Source organism: Agromyces sp. NPDC055658, assembly GCF_053618155.1.
In genome coordinates this window covers 16,142-33,588 of record NZ_JBSHHD010000016.1, presented here as the reverse complement: position 1 = coordinate 33,588, position 17,447 = coordinate 16,142, and the positions used below count along the sequence as shown (strand labels likewise).

Sequence of the window (17,447 nt, the reverse complement as noted above, 5' to 3'; positions counted from 1 at the left end):
GGCCGAAATGTCGGAGAATCTGCCGCGAACCGCTCAACTCAGCGCTGAACGAGCGAATCCTCCGACATGTCGACCGGCGGGCGGGCCCGCACAGCCCGCCTCAGCCGCGCGCCCGCAGCCGCGGCGCCAGGTCGCGCTCGAACAGCTCGAGGAAGCGGCGCTGGTCGTGCCCGGGCGCGTGGAACACGAGGTGGTTGAAGCCCCAGTCGATGTACTGCCCGATCTGCTCGGTCACCCGGTCGGGGTCGGTGCCCACGATCCAGCGCTTGGCGATCACGTCGATCGGCAGCGCATCGGCGGCGCGCTCCATCTCGACCGGGTCGGTGATGTCATGCTTCTGCTCCTTCGAGAGCGACAGCGGCGACCAGAACCGGGTGTTGCCGAGCGCGGTGTCGAGGTCCTCCTCGTACGAGAGCTTGATCTCGATCATGCGGTCGTACTCGTCGAAGGTGCGACCGTCGTCGCGCGCCGCGAGGCCCTCGCGAACCGCCGGCATGAGCTGGTCGACATAGAGTTCGGCGCCCTTGCCCGACGTGCAGATGAAGCCGTCGCCGGCACGCCCGGCGTACTTCGCGACCTGCGGTCCGCCTGCCGCGATGTACACCGGCACCGCGACATCCGGCCGGTCGTAGATGGAGGCGTCGTGCGTCGAGTAGTACTCGCCCTCGAAGCTGACCTGCCCCTCGTCCTTCCAGAGCGCGCGCATGAGGCGCACCGACTCGCGGAGCCGGGCGTAGCGCTCGCGGAACTCGGGCCAGTCCTGCTCGCCCGCGCCGCGGAAGCCGGTCGCGATCTCGTTGAGCGCCTCGCCCGAGCCGAAGCCCGCGATGATGCGGTCGGGGTAGAGCACGCCGAGCGACGCGAACGCCTGGGCGAGCACCGCCGGGTTGTAGCGGAACGTCGGCGTCATCACGCTCGTGCCGATCTTCACGGTCGAGGTGCGCTCGCCGACCGCGGCCATCCACGCGAGCGAGAACGGCGCGTGCCCGCCGGTGTGGCGCCACGGCTGGAAGTGGTCGCTCGTGAACACCGACTCCATGCCGTGCCCTTCGGCGGCGACGGCGATCTCGACGAGCTCGCGCGGGTCGAACTGCTCGGCGCTGGCCTTGTATCCGAGGGTGAGGGTCATGTCGTGCTCCTTCTTTCTGCTGGTTGAGCCGGTCGAAACCCGGTGTGCGGCAGCGATCCCTCGGCGAGCACGGCGACCGCTTCGGCCGTGCGCCCGCCGACGCCGAGCTGCAGGGCGCGCTCGAGCGCCTCGACGGTGTCGACGTCGCGGCGGAGGCTCGCGAAGGGGGCGCTGCCCGCGAGGTCGGCGAAGCCGGCCTCGCGATGCCGTGCCGCCGACTGCTCGCCGAACGCGGGGCGCATGGGCACGCCCTCCGCGGCGGTCGCGAGGGTCGTGCCGGTTCCGTCGGCGTCGGCGACGAAGGCGAGTGGATGCCTGGCGGCGGCCTCGAGCGCGAACTCGAGCTCGCTCGTGCGGAGGGAGGGCAGGTCGCCGAGCAGCACCGCGACCGGTGCGAGCCCGTGGGTGCGGGCGTGGTCGACCCCCGCGTCGATCGCGGCGGTCAGCCCGGTCGGGGCGGGGCGGGCGGGCGAGCCCGCCTGGGCGCCGTCCGGTGGGGCGTGGCCTTCGGCCGGTGCCGGTTGCGGTTCGCGCACGAGTTCGACGCCGTCGGGCAGCGGCGACCCGAGGTCGACCTCGCCGGTGACGACGACGATGCGACCGACGTTGCGAGCGGCGCGTGCCGCCGCGATCGTGTCGAGCGCGAACGCCCTGGCGAGGGCGGCACGCGCCTCGGCGGGTACGACGGGCCCGAGCCGGGTCTTCGCCGCGGCGAACGCCTTGACGGGGACGACGACGGTCCAGTCGGCCGATCGCGCCTGCGCGGTCGGCCCGGCCGGCGGGAGCGACTCGGCCGAGGCATCCATGCCGGCGCCGCTCATGCGCGCAGCCCCGGAAGCACCTCGCGGCCGAAGACCTCGAGCCATTCGGCCTGGTTGCGCCCGACGTTGTGCAGGTAGATGCGATCGAAGCCGAGGTCGAGGTACCGCTGGATCTCGGCCCGGTGCCGGTCGGGGTCGGCCGACACGACCATACGGCCCTCGAAGTCCTCGGGGCGCACCGTGCGCGCGAGCTGCTCGAACTCGAACGGCGAACGGATGTCGCTGCGCCCGAACCGCATGCCCGCGATCGGCCATTCGGTGAGCGCGTTGCGCATCGCGTCGCCATCGGTCGAGGCCCACGACAGGTGCAGCTGCAGGATCTTCGGCATGCGCCGCACGTCGCGGCCGCCGTCGCGCGCACCGTCGGCGAAGCGCGCGAGCAGCGCCTCGAGCCGGTCCATCGGCCCGGTCGTCGTGATGAGCCCGTCGGCGACGCGGCCGGCACGGCGCGCGGTGACGGGCCCGGCGGTCGCGACGTAGATCTCGGGGGCGACCGGCGGCATCGTCCAGAGCCGGGTCGTCTCGAGCTTGAAGCTCGGGCCGGCGTGGCGCACGTCGCGGCCGGCGATCGAGGCGGTGAACAGCTTCCTGATGAGCTCGACGGCCTCGAACATGCGGTTGATGCGGTCGGGCGCCTCGGGCCAGTACTGGCCGACGACGTGCTCGTTGAGCGCCTCGCCCGAGCCGATGCCGAGCCAGTGCCGGCCGGGGTACATCGAGGCGAGCGTCGCGCTGGCCTGGGCGACGACCGCGGGGTGGGTGCGGAAGGTCGGCGTCGTCACGCCCGGACCGAAGTCGCCGCGGGTGCGTTCGCCGAGCGCGCCGAGCACGCTCCAGACGTGCGAGGCCTGCCCCAGGCGAGGAGTCCAGGGCTGGAAGTGGTCGGTCGCCATGACCCCGGTGAACCCGTGCTGCTCGGCGAGCGCGGCGAGCGCGACCGCCTCGGCGGGAGGGAACTGCTCGAGCATGGCGGCGTAGCCGATGTGCACTGACACTCCTCCATCCTCTCGCGGGTCGACCGGGCGGCGTCACGCCGAGGCATTTCCTCGTGTGCGTCGTGAATCATTGTTTCGGATACTGGATCCAAAAAGCAAGAGCACGCGGACGCCTCGCACTCGCGCCGTCCGCGTCAGCGGCGCGCGGGCGCCGGGGCCGATTCGCGGTCGAGCAACTCGAGCACCGCGTCGCGCACGTGCTCGAGGTGGGAGCGCAGCACGCCGACGGCGTGCTCGACGTCGCCGCCCTCGACGGCCGCGATGAGCTCCTCATGCGAGTGCCCGTGCTCCGCGCCGTCGACGAGACGCCAGCCGAGCACGTACCGGCCGACCTTGAGGCGCAGCTGCTCGATCATCTCCCAGTGCACGGGCCGGCGGGCGGCGTCGTAGAGCTCGGCGTAGAACTCGGTGCGCGCGTCGACGAAGTCGGCGCCCTCCTCCTCGGCGTCGGCGGTGCGCCCGAGCGCATGCAGCCGCTCGAGGCGCTCAGGGGTCATCTCGGCCATCGAGCGACGCAGCGCCTCGACCTCGAGGAGTGTACGGATGTCGTACACCTCGCGCGCGACGTCGGCCGAGAGCGACTTCACCACGGCGCCCCGCCGCTCGTGGAACTCGACGAGCCCGTCGGCCTCGAGCTGGATGAGCGCCGAGCGCACCGGCAGTCGCGAGACGCCGATCGACTCGGCCAGCGTCTCCTGCCGCAGCTTCTGCCCCGGCGGCAGCGTGCCGTTGAGGATCGCATCGCGCAGGATGTCGTAGACCATCACGCCGACCGAGCGATAGCCCGTCTGGTGCTTGCCGGCGAGCTGCTGCAGGGCGTCGGCGTCGAGCCCGGAGCCCGGGGTCCGGCCCGTCGGGGCGGTGAGTTCGCTCATGGCAACCGAATGTATCGGAAGAACCGGCAGCGGGCACAGGGTTTGGATCCAAAAGCCGAAGCCGATGCGCCGATGGGCGGCGCCCTACTCGAAGTCCTCCGAGGTGGAGCGGAGCGACCCCTCGGCCTGGGCCTCGTCGAATCCGGCGCGGTACCCCTCGTCGTACGCCTCGTCGGCGCCCTGCCGGAACAGGTCGCGCTCGCTCGGCCGCTGGATCGAGCGCGCACCGGGCAGGTCGAGGTCGCCGACGTAGCGGTCGAGCCCCCGGACGATGGCGACCGGCACCCCCGACGACTTGCCCTTCACGAGCTCGGCGGCGCCGGCGATCTCGTCGGCCACGCACGGCATCGTCACGGAGAGGGGCTTGCCCGAGGCATCCGTGCCGCCCCGCAGGTCGTCGAAGACGTGCACGCCGGCCGCGCCGATCGCGAGGTCGGTCTGCCCCTCGCGCCAGGGCCGGCCGAGCGTGTCGGAGAGGATGACGCCCACGCGGTGCCCGGTGAGCGCGCGCAGGCCGGTCGCGAGATCGCGTGCGGAGGCGTCGGGATCGACGGGCAGCAGCAGCACGGTGCCGTCGGGCGCGTTCGAGGCGTCGACCCCGGCGGCGGCACCCACGATGCCCTGCCGGTTCTCGACGATGCGGGTGATGCCGCCGTCGTACTCGCGCGTCGCGACGACGCGCACGGTCTCGGCGGTGATCGCGGCTTCGCGGTCGGATGCCTCGACGACGCGCCCCTCGGCCTTCGAGACGATCTTCGACGTCACGACGAGGATGTCGCCGTCGGCGAGGTCGGTCGCCCCCGCGATGAGCGCGGCGAGGTCGTCGCCCTTCGAGATCTCGGGCAGCCCGTCGACGCCCTCGACGCTGAAACCTGCAGCCATGGACGCTCCCCCATCGGACTCCGCTGCCGCCGGGTGGCGGCGCAACCATTCTGGCAGTTCACCGGCCCTGCCATAGCGGGCGGGTCGCGGGCAAGGGCCTGAACCGACCGGATGCCGCGGCGATACGATCGCGTATGGCCACCGACACCTCCGCCGCGCGGAACGAGACGCCGACCGAGCGCCTCGACCGCAACTGGGCGGACATCCTGCAGGAGCTGCGCTCCGTGCTGACGGGCACGCAGCTCATCTCGGGCTTCCTGCTGGCGGCCGCCTTCCAGCCCCGCTTCGCCGACCTCGACGAGTACGAGCTCGTGCTCTACCTGACGCTCGTCGGGCTCGCCGGCCTCGCCACGGTGCTCGGGCTCGCACCCGTGATCCTGCACCGCATGCTCTACGGGCGCCGCCAGAAGGATCGCCTCGTGCGCACGGGAAACCGGATCCTGTTCGTGCTGCTCGGCGTCGTGTCGCTGCTCGCGGTCGGCGTCGCCGGGCTCATCTTCGACGTCGCGGTCAGCCGCGAGGCCGGCTTCATCGCGATCGCCGTCGCGCTCATCGCCGTCGCGGCGGTCTGGATCGTGGTGCCGGTGCTCGCGCGCAGCGGCGACTGACGCGGCTCGTGGTGTCGCCGGCCTGACCTACGCTGGAACCCATGCGCATCGCCACCTGGAACGTCAACTCGATCCGCACCCGCGTCGGCCGTGTCGTCGACTGGATGGTGCGCGAAGACGTCGACGTGCTGGCCATGCAGGAGATCAAGTGCAAGCCCGAGCAGTTCCCGCACGAGGCGTTCGAGCAGGCCGGCTACGAGCTCGCGCTGCACGGGCTCAACCAGTGGAACGGGGTCGCGATCGCGAGTCGCACGCCGATCCGCGACGTCGAGATCGAGTTCCCCGGCATGCCGGGCTTCCTGAAGGGCCACGACGGGCCCGACCTGCCGAAAGAGGCACGGGCGATCGGCGCCACCGTCGACGATGTGCGGCTCTGGAGCCTCTACGTGCCGAACGGCCGCGCGCTCGGCGACCCGCACCTCACCTACAAGCTCGACTGGTACGCCGCGCTCACCGAGTACACCCGCGCCGAGACGACGGCCCACCCCGAGCGTCCGTTCGCGCTCATGGGCGACTTCAATGTGGCGCCGTTCGACGTCGACAACGGCGACCCGACCGTCGTCGTCGGCCAGACCACCCACGTGTCGCCCGAAGAGCGGGCTGCGTTCTTCGCGCTCGAGGGCGCGGGGCTCTCCGACGTGGTGCGGCCGCACGTGCCCGAGGGGCTCTTCACCTACTGGGACTACAAGCAGCTGCGGTTCCCGCGCAACGAGGGCATGCGCATCGACTTCATCCTCGGCTCGAAGGCGTTCGCCGACGCCGTGACCGGCGCGTCGATCCACCGCAACGAGCGCAAGGGCGACGCCCCGAGCGACCACGTGCCGGTGCTCGTCGACCTCGAACTCGGCGACGACGACGGCGACCTGCCGATGATCTTCGGCTGACTCGCCCCGACCGCAACCCCCAGTCATGACGCAGGCGAGCGGGATACGCTCGAAGACGTGACGAGCACGCACCATCCCGGCGCCGACCCGTTCATCGGGGCGGTGCTCGGCGGGCGCTACCGGCTCGAGGCGCTCATCGGCCGAGGCGGCATGGCGAGCGTCTACCGCGCCCACGACGAGTCGCTCGGCCGCGCCGTCGCGGTCAAGCTGTTCGCCGAGGCCGCGGAGGGCATCGACGACGCCGCGAGACGGCGTTCGGAGGTCGCGCTGCTGGCGAGCCTCCAGCACCGAGCGCTCGTCCGCCTGTACGACGCCGCCCGCGACCCCGCGACCGGGCGCGAATACCTCGTGATGGAGCTCGTCGAGGGACGCGACCTCCGCGAGGCGCTTCGGCACGGGCCGCTCGACGCGGCCGACGCGGCCGGGATGCTCGCCGACCTCGGCGAAGGCCTGCACGTCATCCACGACCGCGGCATCGTGCACCGCGACGTGAAGCCCGCGAACGTGCTGCTCGAACCGGCTCACCTGCCCGCGCGCACGTGGAACGCGAAGCTCGCGGACTTCGGCATCGCCCGGCTCATCGACGACGCCCGGCTCACCCGCACCGGGCTGCTCGTCGGGACCCCCGGATACGTCAGCCCCGAGCAGGTCGGGGGCACGCCGGCCGGCCCGGCCTCCGACGTGTACTCGCTCGGGCTGCTCGCGCTCGAGGCGCGCACGGGCCGCACCGCGTTCCCCGGCCCCGCGGCCGAGGCGGCGGGCGCCAGGCTCGTCCGCGACCCCGAGATCCCCGAGGCGCTCGGCGCCGACTGGGTCGCGCTGCTCAGCGCGATGACCGCGCGCGAGCCCGAGGCGCGACCCTCGGCGCTCGAGGTCGCTGTCGCCGCCGGACGCCTCGACACGTACGACGCCGGCGGCACGGCGACGGGTCCGACGCGGGTGCTGCCGGTCGCGGTCGGCTCGGCTGCGGCCGGCGCGACGGCTGCCGGCTTGTCCGGCGCGTACGGAGCCACCGGGGCCACCGTGGCCATGCCGGCCGACGAACGCGATGCCCCCGAGGGCGATCGTCGCTCGCGTCGGCGTCGACCGGCCCTCGTCGTGGCCGCCCTCGCGATCGCCGCCGTCGCGATCGTGCTGATCACGCACGCGGTCATCGGTGCGGTGACCACGGGCGGCGAGGCCGACATCGGTCCGACGCCGACGACGCCGGCCGGCTCGAGCACGCCGAGCGAGACCGCGACGCCGACGCCGACGCCGACCGAGGCCGACGACGACAACAGCGGGCCCGGCAACAGCGGCGGCAACCGCAACGACGGCGACAAGGACGACAAGGGCAAGGGGAAGAAGGACGACTGAGCGGGGTCGACGCCGTTGCGCCCCCGGCGCCCGTTCGCCGGGGCGACGCCCCGAGCCCTAGCATCATGGGATGCCCGTTCTCGAACTCCCCGGCGCCGGACTCCGCTACGAGACGGCCGGCGCCGTCTCCGACCCCGCCCTGCTGCTGATCCCGGCCGGCATCGCGACCCTGCGCATGTGGGACGAGCAGGCCGAGGCCCTCGCCGCGCAGCACTTCGTGGTGCGCTACGACCCGCGCGGGTTCGGCGGCACGAGCCACGACTTCTCGGTGCCGTTCGCCAACCACGACGACGCGATCGCGCTGCTCGACCACCTCGGCATCGAGCGGGCGACCGTCGTCGGTGCGAGTCGCGGAGGGGCGCTCGCGATCGACGTCGCGCTCGCGGCTCCCGACCGCGTCGCCGGCCTCGTCACGATCGGAGCGCGCATCGGCGGCCACCCCGACGTGGCGCCGACGCCCGACGAGCAGCATCGCATGGACGCGGTCGATGCGATCGACCCGCTGGCCGACCCGGCCGGGTACATCCGGCTCGAGACGGCACTGTTCGCCGTCGGCACCGGGCGAGGCGAGTCGGACCTCGACCCGGCGTTCCTCGCCCGGGCGCACGAGCTCGCCGAGCCGAACATCGCGCACGTGGCCGACGACGGCGAGCAGGTGCCGCTCGACCCGCCCGCTGCCGAGCGCCTCGGCGAGATCGCCGTGCCGACCCTCGCGATCGTGGGCGAGCACGACCTCACGCCCTTCGCCGTGCAGTACGAGGCGATCGTCGAGTCCGTGCCGCACGCGACCGGGATCCGCGTCGCGGGCACCGCGCACCTGCCGAGCGTCGAACGGGCCGACGAGGTCGGCGCAGCCCTCCGCCGCTGGCTCGACGAGCACGGGCTCTAGCCGACTCCGCCCGCGCGGCCCGACTCGCCCGTCGCGTCAGTCGGGCCGCGGCAGCACCGTGAGCACGCGCGTCGTGAACTCGAGGAAGCGCCGCATGAACACCCGCAGGAACTCCTCGGTGCTCTCGACCGTCACCTCGCCGTCGGGGGTGATGAGCCCGGGCGTCACGTGGATGTACGCCTCCGGCGCGTTCATCTGCGGCGCGTTGCAGAAGCTCAGGATGCTGCGCAGGCTCTGCTGGGCGACCGCCGTGCCGAGCGCCCCCGGCGAGGCGCCGATGACGGCCGACGGACGCCCGGTCAGCGCGTTCTCGCCCCAGGGGCGGCTCGCCCAGTCGATCGCGTTCTTGAGCGGGCCCGGCACCGAGCGGTTGTACTCGGGCGTGACGAACAGCAGCGCATCCGACGCCTGGATCGCGGCCTTGTAGTCGCGCGCGACCTGCGGGTAGTCGGGGTCGTAGTCGCGACTGTAGAGCGGGAGGTCGCGGTAGACGATCTCGTCGAACGCGAACTCCTCGGGCGCGATTCGCATGAGCGCCTTCGCGAGCGTGCGGTTGATCGAGTCGCTCGCGAGGCTGCCGATGAAGACCCCGACCCGATAGGGCGGCTCGTGGTGGATGATGTCGACCTGCATGTGAGAACCCCCTCGTCTCGTGGGTTCCAGACTGCACCCGCTCGCGGCGACCCGCCAGAGGCACGACCCGGCGGGGATCCGCGAGGTCAGCGCATCGCGCGGTAGGCCGTCCGCTCGTCGGGCGTCAGGTGCTCGGTCGCGTACGAGAGCATCGTGCGCGGCATCCGGGCCGCGTGCTCGTCGAGGAACCGGGTGAGTTCGGCCCGGTCCACCCGTTTGCCCGCCTCGCGCAGCATCCAGCCGACCGCCTTGTGGATGAGGTCGTGGCGATCGTCGAGCAGCCGCTCGGAGATCGCGAGCGCCGGGCGGGCATCGCCCGCCTTCGTCGCCGCGAACGTCGCGAGCACCGCGACGCGGCGCGGCCATACCGAAGGGGATGCCGCGAGCTCGACGACGAGCGCAGGTTCGACCTGCTCGACGGGGGCGCTCGTGAAGAGCACCTCGCCGACGAGCACCTCGGCCGAGCTGTCGACGAGATCCCAGTTGTCGACGCGACCGCGTCGCACCGCCGCGAGGTAGGCGTCGTGCAGTCGCAGCCGAGCCGCCTCGTCGCGCGTGCGCGTGCGGCTCGCGCGGCCGAACTGCGCGACCATGACGAGCAGTGCCGCGAGGCGGTGCTCGTGGACGGGGCTGTCGAGGAGCTCATCGACCTCGGCGGGGGGCAGCTCGGTGAAGCGGCGCACGACCGCGCGGGTCTCGGGCACCGTCACCCCGATGAAGCGATCGCCTTCGGCGTAGCCTCCGGGGCCGGTCTTGAAGAACCGTGCGAGCTGCGGTACCCGGTCGGGGTCGGCCGCCTCTGCGAGCGCGGCGCGCACGGCGTCGGCGCCCTGGGCCGCGGGCGAGGCATCCGTCATGCCGGTACGCTACCGCGGCCCTTCCCTCTCGGCGGGGCATCGGCCACGATGGAGCGATGAGCGAAGCGATCACCGAGACCGAGCCAGCAGCAGCCGACGACCAGGTCGTCGAATTCCGCCCGATCACGGGCGACGACCTGCGCATGTGGCTGCCCGAGTCGATGGCCTACTACGAGGCGGCGCGGCTGCGCGCCGGCGACACCCCGTCGGAGGCGAAGGCGGCCGTCGAGGCGTCGACGAATCGCTTCTTCGCCGACGGCGAGATGAAGCCAGGTCATGTGCTGCTCGCGATCTTCGTCGACGGCGAGGATGCCGGCTGGCTCTGGCTCGGCCCGTGGGCCGAGGGCGGCGACGCCTGGTGGGTGTGGGACGTGCACGTGCGCGAGCCCTTCCGCCGGCGCGGCCTGGGGCGTGCCGCCATGCAGCACGCCGAAGAGGTGGCGCGCGAGCACGGCTCGCCGACGCTCGGCCTCAACGTCTTCGCCTACAACCTGCCCGCGATCGAGCTGTACGAGAGCCTCGGCTTCGAGGCGGCGTCGCTGCACATGGCGAAGAGCCTCTGAACGCGAAGGGCCCCGGCACGCGCGGCGTGCGGGGGGCCCTTCGACGGAGGGAGCGGTCAGGCTCGCGCGGGCTCGTCTCCGGCGTCGCGCGCCTCGGCCGGTGCGGATGCCCCGGCGGCGACCGGCTCGGCGGCGGCGTCATCGTCGGTGGCGGGCGCGGCGGCGACCGGCTCGGCGGCCGTCGCCTCGTCGAGCACCGGCGCCGCGACCGGCTCGGCGTCGAACTCGTCGTCGTCGATCGACTCGACCTCGTCGGCCGGCGCTTCGGCCGCGGGCTTGGAGAGGGCGCCGAAGCCGATCAGCGCACCGAAGAGGGCGAGCGACACGACGATTCCGACGATTCCGGCGGTGACGAGGCCGCTCGAGGCGACGATCGCCGACTGGCTGCCGTAGACGTCGGCCGCGGTGCCGGTCTGGCTCGTGAGCGCGGCGTTCAGGGTCGCGGTCGCCGAGTTCGTGGAGAGGGCGCCGATCACGGTGACGACCACCGAGCCGGCGAGCGCGATCGTGGGCAGGATCAGCGCAATGGGGGCGGACGGACGGGCAGTGGTCATGCGGGCGACTCGATTCGGATCGTTCACGACGGGTGCTCGGGAGCGAGCCCCGCGGGCCGACGGCATGCGACCCGAGCCTCGACGATACGGGTGAAGGCTATGGGTCGGCTATGCCCCGTCTCCACGAACGCATCGTGCGATCAGCACCGCTGCCTCAGCGCAGCACGAGAGCGGGGTCGGCCGGTCAGGCACGAGCCCCGCTCTCGGTCGCGGCTCATCGATTGCGCGGTGAGATCGGTCGCGGCGACGGGGTGGGCACCGGGGTCGCGTTCTCGTGGGCGGTGAACTGCTCGGCGTACTGCGCGAGGCGCTGCCCCTGCTGGTCGGCGGCGTTCGTGCCGGCCTCGCCGACCGATTCGGCCTGCTTCTGCTGACGCATGAGTTCGGGGATCGAGACCGTGACGCGACGCTCTCCGAGGCGTTCGCGGATCGCCTGCTGCTGCAGGCTCACCGCGTCGAAGGCGCGCGAGTCGAACGACTGCTGCACGGCCTGTTCGCCCTTCTCGGTACGAGCGGCCCGCTGCTGTGCGGATTCCGCACGAGCGGCGTCCTGCTGCGCCTCGAGCGAGGTGGTCGCGCGCTGCTGCACGCCGCCGTGGGCGGCGGTCCGCTGCAGGGCGGCCTCGCGACGGGCGCTGTCCTGCTGGGTCTGCAGCGAGGTGATGCTCGCGGCGCCCGAGCCCTGCTCGACCTGCGAACGCACTCCGGCGCACCCGCTGATCGAGATGATGATCACGGCGGCGCCGATCGCAGCGGCTCCGCCCTTCTTGATGTTCATGGTCCTCTCCTGTTCTGTCGGGGGTTGACGGGGATCTGAACGATCCTCAAATTACGGATCGGCGGGACCCTCGACATCAGGACGCCCACCGGACCTGCGGTCGGTTCCGGCGCGGGTCCGGAGGCGTGCAGGCACCGAGGGCGGTCGGGGCAGGCGCTGAGGTATTCTCATGATTGCTCGGCTGCGGCCGTTGCGCCGACTTGGCGATCTCGATCGCCGGATCGAGCCCGAACGCAGCATTCCCGCGTAGGGACGCAATCAATCGCGAGCGGATGCCTCGTAGCCTTGAGTTGTGCGGCGATTCATGCCGCGCGCCATCACCCATCAGCAGTATCGGATCCCTCAACGAGGAACGGAGGTTCACAATGTCGAACATCACGATCGACCCCATCGTCGGCGAACCCGAGGTCCTCGAGGACGTCACGCCCGAGCAGATCGCCCTCGCCGACGGCGTCGAGAACGACCCGTCCTGGCTCCGCCTCAAGGAGTCCGCGACGAAGCTCCAGTCGCTCCAGGTGAAGGACGGCTCCGTCCCCGTCGAGGCCGACAAGGCCGAGGCATCCGCCCTCGTCGACGCCATCGTCGAGTCGGTCGCCGCGCTCGCGCCGCGCTTCCCGCACGAGGCCGCGTACCTCACCGCGCTCCAGGCAGACTTCCGCAAGTGGCAGGCCGCGGGCCTCGAGGTCCCCGACTTCCTCGACTCGCTCGTCGAGTTCCAGCCGCAGCGTCACCGCATCGACGGCATCCGCCACCTCGTCGTCTTCCCGATGTACACGCAGAACGGCTCGCTCGACCGCCACGTCGAGGCGCTCGTCGTCGAGACGATCTGGCCCGAGTTCATCGCGGCCCTCGAGGCCGGCGACTACGGCAACAAGCTCTTCGTGTCGCTGCGCCTCGTCGACTTCACGCCCGGCTACGACACCAACTCGGCGGTGCTCTTCCCCGAGACCGTCGCGATGCGCGAGATCCCGCCGTTCACGTGGGGCGCCATCTTCCAGGACCGCGAGGCCGCCCGCTACCGCAAGGTCGTGCGCGCCGCGAGCGACATCACGAAGCTCGAACTGCCCGCCGACGCGGCCGAGATGCTCACCGACCAGGAGCTCACCGAGCGCACCTTCGTGATGTGGGACATCATCCACGACCGCACCCACATGCGCGGCGACCTGCCGTTCGACCCGTTCATGATCAAGCAGCGCATGCCGTTCTTCCTCTACTCGCTGGAAGAGCTGCGCTGCGACCTGACCGCCTTCCGCGAGTCGGTGAAGATCCAGCGCGGGCTCGACGCCCGCCTGGCCAAGGGCGAGGAGCTCACCGACGTCGAGGAGCAGATGCGCCGGGCCGGCAAGCTCGTGCAGTACGCGGTCATCTTCGACCGCATCTTCCGCTTCGCGATCACCGGTTCGCGCGTGCGCAACTACGACGGCCTCGGCGGCCAGCTGCTGTTCGCCTGGCTGCACAAGAAGCACGTGCTCGAATGGCGCGACGTCGAGCTCAGCTTCGACTGGGACAAGGTCGCCGACGCGGTCGTCGAGCTCGGCGACGCGATCGACCTGCTCTACTGGGAGTCGATCGACCGCCCGAAGACGGTGCACTGGCTCAAGGCCTACGAGCTCGTCTCGTCGGTCGTCACGCCGAACCCGGCGTCGGTCTGGGCCGAGGGCCTGCCGCGCGAGGTGCTCGCCGGCCCGCCCAAGGGCTACACCGACCTCGTGATGGACGACGAGTTCCCGCTCTCGATGTTCTTCGAGGCGCTCGACAAGAAGATGAAGCCCGTCATCGAGTCGACCGTCGGCATCACGGCCAAGACCGAGGTCTGACCCCACCGTTTCAGGAAGACGTACGCTGCTCAGGACGGAATCTGCGGTTTCGTCCTGAGCAGCTTCCTTTCTCCTGGATCACGCTTCCACTCAGCTCGACGAGGAGCCCCACATGACCGACCACCCCACCGGCGCCGCAGGGCGCACCGTGCTCATCGCGGGTGCCACGAGCGCCTCGGGCCGGGCCGTCGCCCGCGCGCTCCTCGAGGCGGGTGCCCGCGTCGTCGCCGTCGGCAGCGACCGCGGCCGGCTCGACGAGATGGCGGCGGAGCTGCCCGGCATCGTGACCGAGGTCGCCGACCTCACCGACCAGATGCAGGTCTGGCCGCTCGCGATGCGCGTGCACGGTCGCGTGGGCGACGTCGACGGCATCGTCCACCTCGTCGGCGGATGGCGCGGCGGCGGAGGCATTCCGGGGCAGACCGAAGAGGACTACCGCGTGCTCGAGCGCTCCTTCTCGGCGCTGCGCCATGTGAGCCGGGCGCTCTGGGACGACCTCATCGCCTCCCCCGCCGGCCGCATCGCCATCGTCTCTTCGACGACCGTCGAGCGCCCCACCGCGGGCGGTGCGAACTACACGGCCGTCAAGGCCGCGAGCGAGTCGTGGATGCAGTCGCTCGCGCACGGCCTCGCCAAGGAGGCGCCCGCAGGTGCTGCCGTCACCTTCCGGGTGAAGGGGCTCGCCGGCCTCGAGGAACGGCTCGCCGACGAGGTCGTCGCCCTCTGGTCGAAGGATGCCTCGGAGCTGAACGGGCGCGTCGAGACGCTCGCCTGACTACTGCTCAGCCCTCGACGCCCTCGGCGCCCTGGGGCGCCTCGACGCCGGACGATTCGCCGTCGGGCGCGCCGGCGTCGGGGGCATCGCTCGGCGGGGGCGTCGCCGACTCCTGCTGGTCGTGCTCGACGGCGACCACGAGGCATCCCTCGCCGCCCTCGGTGCCGTAGAGCGCCTCTCGCCAGGCGGCCTGCCCGGGCTCGGTGAGGTCGTCGGGCATCGCCGGCGCGAGCGATTCGGGGTCGGGCGACTCGGCCTCCCACCACTTCCAGTGGCGGTACTCGAAGCCGGCACTCGTCATGCAGTCGCGCACGAGCTGCTGGAACGACAGCCATGCCGCCTGTTCTTCGGCCGTGGGCACGGGGTCGGCGGGTGGCGGCGTCTCGTCGCCGGGTTCATCGGGCGAGGTTCCGGGCGAGGGCGCCGGGTCGTTCGGCTCGGGCGTCGTCGAGTGGCGCGGCACCGGCTCGGTCGGGCCTCGACCTCTGCCGGGATCGCCCGGGCCGCCCGGCGCATCGGTGCCGCGCGCACCTGCATCGTCGTCGCCCGCGGTCGCCTCGCCGGCACCGCTCGTGTCGCCGGCGTCCGCCCCGGGGACGCGCGGACCGGTGCCCGTCTCGGGGTCGAGCTCGTCGACCGCCCCCGGTTGCACGCGGGCGTCGTAGAGCACGGGTGCGCCGGTGCGCGCGACGGCCACGCCGAGCGACACCGAGCCGACGAGCAGCACGGCCATCGCGGCGCACAGCAGGAGGACCTTGCGCACTCGGCACCTCCTCGTCGCGCCGCGGCAACCGGTCGGCGCTCAGGCGTCCGGCCATGCTACGTGACCCCCGAACGGGGTACAACCCCCCTCAGGCGGTTTCATGCGCCTCCGCAGGGCGCCGATACGGGCGCGGCGAGACCGGCGACGTCAGCCGACGACGAGCGGCGAGATCGTCATCGTCGAGACGTCGCCGTCGCCGTCGCACACGGTGATGGCGTGCGCGGCGTCGATCCCGGCGTCGGCGCCGTCGGGGCTGAGGCGGGCGCGGACACCAGACGCGTCGACGGGCGTGCAGTCGTACGCGCCGGCCTGCGACGCCCGGACGTGCGCGGTCGCGACGCCGCCGGCCGGCACGACGACGAGTGACGACGTTCCGGCGTCGGCGACTGCGGGCATGCCCACCTCGGCGCCGTCGGCGGCGATCGCGATGAGGCCGGGCCAGCCGTCGAAGCTGCACGCGTCGTCGGACATGTTCGTGAAGACGAGGCTGAACCCGAAGGAGCCGGCGCCCGACTCGTCGGGCAACGGTTCGACCGCGAGCGCGAACTGCCCGTCGAGGCAACGGAGTGCGAACGCGTCGTCCGAGAACGGCTCCTGGTCGCGTTCGGCGACGCCGGGGTCGCCGGCGGAACCGGTGGCGTCGGCGCCGGCGCCGGGAGCCGTCGTCGCCGAGTCGGATGCGGCCGGCGTGCTCGAGGCGGTCGGCTCGCCCCTCGAGTCGCCCGAGAACGTCGCACCCGCGCAACCGCTCAGGGCGATCGCACCCGCCAGCAGCACGCCGAGGGCGACGACGATGCGTGCGACCCTGACCGACATGTCCCACTCCTCACCGCGGCGACGTCGCCGACGCCACAGGCTAACCCCCGAGGCATCCACCGGGAAGAGGGATGGCCCTGATGCGCCCCAACCGCTACGCGTCCCGGTCAGTCGGCCTGCGGCCCGCCCTTGGGCTCGGCCGCATCGGCGGCCGTCGCCTCGCCGGGGACGCCCGTCGCGACGTCGGCCGGCGACTGCTGGCGGCGGCTGAGCCAGATGAACGGCACGGCGAGCACCTGGAACGCACTGCTCACGAGCAGCGACCCCGGGTACCCCCACAGGTCGGCGGACCGGCCGAGCACGGGCTGGATGACCGCACCGCCGGCGCTGCCGAGCAGCGAGTCGAACGAGAGCACGGTCGCGCGCTGGGCCGACGGGATCATGTCGTTGAGGTACGCCCGCCGCACCGGGCCCGCGGCCGCGTCGACGAGGCCCCAGAGCACGAGCAGCAGGAGCGCGAGCCAGAAGCTCCGGTTGAGGCCGAGTGCCACGAGCACGCCCGTGCTCACGACGAGGCTCAGCAGGACGGTCGTCGTGCGCCGGCGGAAACGACGCCGCACCCACGGTGCGAGGTAGCCGCCGATCACCTGGGCTCCCGACAGGATGGCCGCCGCGAGTCCGGCGATCGAGTACGCCTCCTCATCGCCCCACAGCTCGACGAGATACGGCTGCAACGCGTAGAAGACGTAGAAGCCGACGCCGGTCGTGAAGAACGACGCGAGCATGAGGTATCGCACCGGCGGGCGGCCGAGCCCGTAGGTCAGCGACGCCTTGAAGACCGTCTTCGTCGCCTGCAGCGGGTGCGCACGGCCCGCGGGTGTGAACCCGAGGTCGTGCATGAGCAGGGCGGCGACGACGAACATGATGACGAGCACGCCCGCGCGCATGATGAACGGCACGCCCAGGTCGGTCGCCTGCGCCACAGCGCCGCCCGTGATCGAGCCGATGAACATCGCCGCGCCCGAGAGCGCCGTGCCGCGGCCGAACACCCGTTCGAGGCTGCCCGTGTACCCGGTCGCCGTGAGGGCGTCGACGAGCCACGCCTCGGTCGCACCCGAGAAGAACGTGAAGCCGAGGCCGAGCAGTACCGAGACCACGGCCCACGCCCAGAACGGCGCCTCGATCACCCAGAGCCAGTAGTACATGGCCGTCGTGGCGGCGAGGGTGATGGTGCCGAGCAGGTACGACATGCGTCGCCCGAGGGTGTCGGCGACGACCCCCGTCGGCACCTCGAAGATGACCATGCCGACCGAGAAGAACGCGTTCGCCGCGAAGGCCTCGAGATTCGAGAGGCCCGCGTCGAGCAGGAACAGCGTGTTCACGCCCCAGATGAACGACGCCGCGAGCGTGTTGCCGATGAGCAGGGTGAAGTAGACGGACTGCACCCGTCGCGCCGTCTGGGTCACCGCCGTCGGCTCGCTCACCCGCCCATCATCCTCCCGACCGGCCCCG

The 17,447-nt window shown here is 72.2% G+C and carries 19 protein-coding genes; 7 read left to right on the top strand and 12 right to left on the bottom strand.

The genetic code is table 11. The features are described 5' to 3' along the window. Nucleotides 1-100 precede the first annotated feature (100 nt). From fgd to cofE, 5 genes are all read right to left on the bottom strand, one after another. Nucleotides 101-1,129, bottom strand: coding sequence for a glucose-6-phosphate dehydrogenase (coenzyme-F420) (gene fgd / locus ACWGPE_RS09485; protein WP_452048578.1), 1,029 nt, complete (start codon nt 1,127-1,129; stop codon nt 101-103). Then, nucleotides 1,126-1,950, bottom strand: coding sequence for a 2-phospho-L-lactate guanylyltransferase (gene cofC / locus ACWGPE_RS09480; protein ID WP_452048577.1), 825 nt, complete (start codon nt 1,948-1,950; stop codon nt 1,126-1,128). Before cofC ends, fgd begins: the two co-directional genes overlap by 4 nt. Continuing rightward, the gene (locus ACWGPE_RS09475; RefSeq protein ID WP_231429560.1) at nt 1,947-2,945 is read right to left on the bottom strand and encodes a TIGR03557 family F420-dependent LLM class oxidoreductase; all 999 of its coding nucleotides are present in this window, start codon (nt 2,943-2,945) and stop codon (nt 1,947-1,949) included. The genes cofC and ACWGPE_RS09475 overlap by 4 nt, the downstream gene beginning before the upstream one ends. A 134-nt stretch (nt 2,946-3,079) precedes the next feature. Beyond that, complete coding sequence (locus ACWGPE_RS09470; RefSeq protein WP_452048576.1) at nt 3,080-3,820, bottom strand: GntR family transcriptional regulator; 741 nt, start codon at nt 3,818-3,820, stop codon at nt 3,080-3,082. A gap of 84 nt (nt 3,821-3,904) precedes the next feature. Further along, nucleotides 3,905-4,702, bottom strand: coding sequence for a coenzyme F420-0:L-glutamate ligase (cofE, locus tag ACWGPE_RS09465; RefSeq protein WP_452048575.1), 798 nt, complete (start codon nt 4,700-4,702; stop codon nt 3,905-3,907). 134 nt (nt 4,703-4,836) lie between these two features. Between cofE and ACWGPE_RS09460 the strand changes: the two genes are divergently transcribed. The 4 genes from ACWGPE_RS09460 (at nt 4,837) to ACWGPE_RS09445 (ending at nt 8,439) form a co-directional block, all read left to right on the top strand. Beyond that, a complete protein-coding gene (locus ACWGPE_RS09460) occupies nt 4,837-5,310 on the top strand; it encodes a DUF6328 family protein (protein ID WP_231429557.1) in 474 nt (157 codons plus the stop codon). 41 nt (nt 5,311-5,351) lie between these two features. Continuing rightward, nucleotides 5,352-6,194, top strand: coding sequence for an exodeoxyribonuclease III (locus ACWGPE_RS09455; protein ID WP_231429556.1), 843 nt, complete (start codon nt 5,352-5,354; stop codon nt 6,192-6,194). A 57-nt stretch (nt 6,195-6,251) separates the two neighbouring features. After that, nucleotides 6,252-7,550 (top strand): serine/threonine-protein kinase, encoded by a 1,299-nt coding sequence (locus ACWGPE_RS09450; RefSeq protein WP_452048574.1) that lies wholly within the window; start codon nt 6,252-6,254, stop codon nt 7,548-7,550. Nucleotides 7,551-7,620: 70 nt separating this feature from the next. After that, the gene (locus tag ACWGPE_RS09445; RefSeq protein ID WP_275505151.1) at nt 7,621-8,439 is read left to right on the top strand and encodes an alpha/beta fold hydrolase; all 819 of its coding nucleotides are present in this window, start codon (nt 7,621-7,623) and stop codon (nt 8,437-8,439) included. A gap of 36 nt (nt 8,440-8,475) precedes the next feature. Here ACWGPE_RS09445 and ACWGPE_RS09440 read toward each other — a convergent pair whose 3' ends face one another. Next, the gene (locus ACWGPE_RS09440) at nt 8,476-9,072 is read right to left on the bottom strand and encodes an NADPH-dependent FMN reductase (RefSeq protein WP_376930727.1); all 597 of its coding nucleotides are present in this window, start codon (nt 9,070-9,072) and stop codon (nt 8,476-8,478) included. 86 nt (nt 9,073-9,158) lie between these two features. Then, nucleotides 9,159-9,929: a DNA alkylation repair protein gene (locus tag ACWGPE_RS09435; protein WP_452048573.1), complete on the bottom strand. Its 771-nt coding sequence runs from the start codon at nt 9,927-9,929 to the stop codon at nt 9,159-9,161. A gap of 56 nt (nt 9,930-9,985) precedes the next feature. Between ACWGPE_RS09435 and ACWGPE_RS09430 the strand changes: the two genes are divergently transcribed. Continuing rightward, nucleotides 9,986-10,492: a GNAT family N-acetyltransferase gene (locus ACWGPE_RS09430; RefSeq protein WP_275505148.1), complete on the top strand. Its 507-nt coding sequence runs from the start codon at nt 9,986-9,988 to the stop codon at nt 10,490-10,492. Nucleotides 10,493-10,548: 56 nt separating this feature from the next. Here the strand turns inward: ACWGPE_RS09430 and ACWGPE_RS09425 are convergent, their stop codons facing one another. Continuing rightward, nucleotides 10,549-11,046, bottom strand: a complete 498-nt coding sequence (locus ACWGPE_RS09425; protein ID WP_231429550.1) for a hypothetical protein — start codon at nt 11,044-11,046, stop codon at nt 10,549-10,551. 214 nt (nt 11,047-11,260) lie between these two features. Further along, nucleotides 11,261-11,824: a hypothetical protein gene (locus ACWGPE_RS09420; RefSeq protein WP_231429549.1), complete on the bottom strand. Its 564-nt coding sequence runs from the start codon at nt 11,822-11,824 to the stop codon at nt 11,261-11,263. A 365-nt stretch (nt 11,825-12,189) separates the two neighbouring features. Between ACWGPE_RS09420 and ACWGPE_RS09415 the strand changes: the two genes are divergently transcribed. After that, nucleotides 12,190-13,641, top strand: coding sequence for a DUF6421 family protein (locus tag ACWGPE_RS09415; RefSeq protein ID WP_452048572.1), 1,452 nt, complete (start codon nt 12,190-12,192; stop codon nt 13,639-13,641). Nucleotides 13,642-13,753: 112 nt separating this feature from the next. After that, on the top strand, nt 13,754-14,416 hold the full coding sequence (locus tag ACWGPE_RS09410; protein ID WP_231429547.1) for an SDR family NAD(P)-dependent oxidoreductase: 663 nt from the start codon (nt 13,754-13,756) through the stop codon (nt 14,414-14,416). Nucleotides 14,417-14,423: 7 nt separating this feature from the next. Here the strand turns inward: ACWGPE_RS09410 and ACWGPE_RS09405 are convergent, their stop codons facing one another. The 3 genes from ACWGPE_RS09405 to ACWGPE_RS09395 form a co-directional block, all read right to left on the bottom strand. Beyond that, nucleotides 14,424-15,179 carry a hypothetical protein gene (locus ACWGPE_RS09405; protein ID WP_452048571.1) on the bottom strand — a complete coding sequence of 252 codons (756 nt, stop codon included), beginning with the start codon at nt 15,177-15,179 and terminating at the stop codon, nt 14,424-14,426. Between the two features lie 147 nt (nt 15,180-15,326). After that, a complete protein-coding gene (locus ACWGPE_RS09400; RefSeq protein WP_452048570.1) occupies nt 15,327-15,995 on the bottom strand; it encodes a DUF4232 domain-containing protein in 669 nt (222 codons plus the stop codon). 107 nt (nt 15,996-16,102) lie between these two features. Next, nucleotides 16,103-17,419, bottom strand: coding sequence for an MFS transporter (locus tag ACWGPE_RS09395; RefSeq protein WP_452048569.1), 1,317 nt, complete (start codon nt 17,417-17,419; stop codon nt 16,103-16,105). Nucleotides 17,420-17,447: the final 28 nt, after the last annotated feature.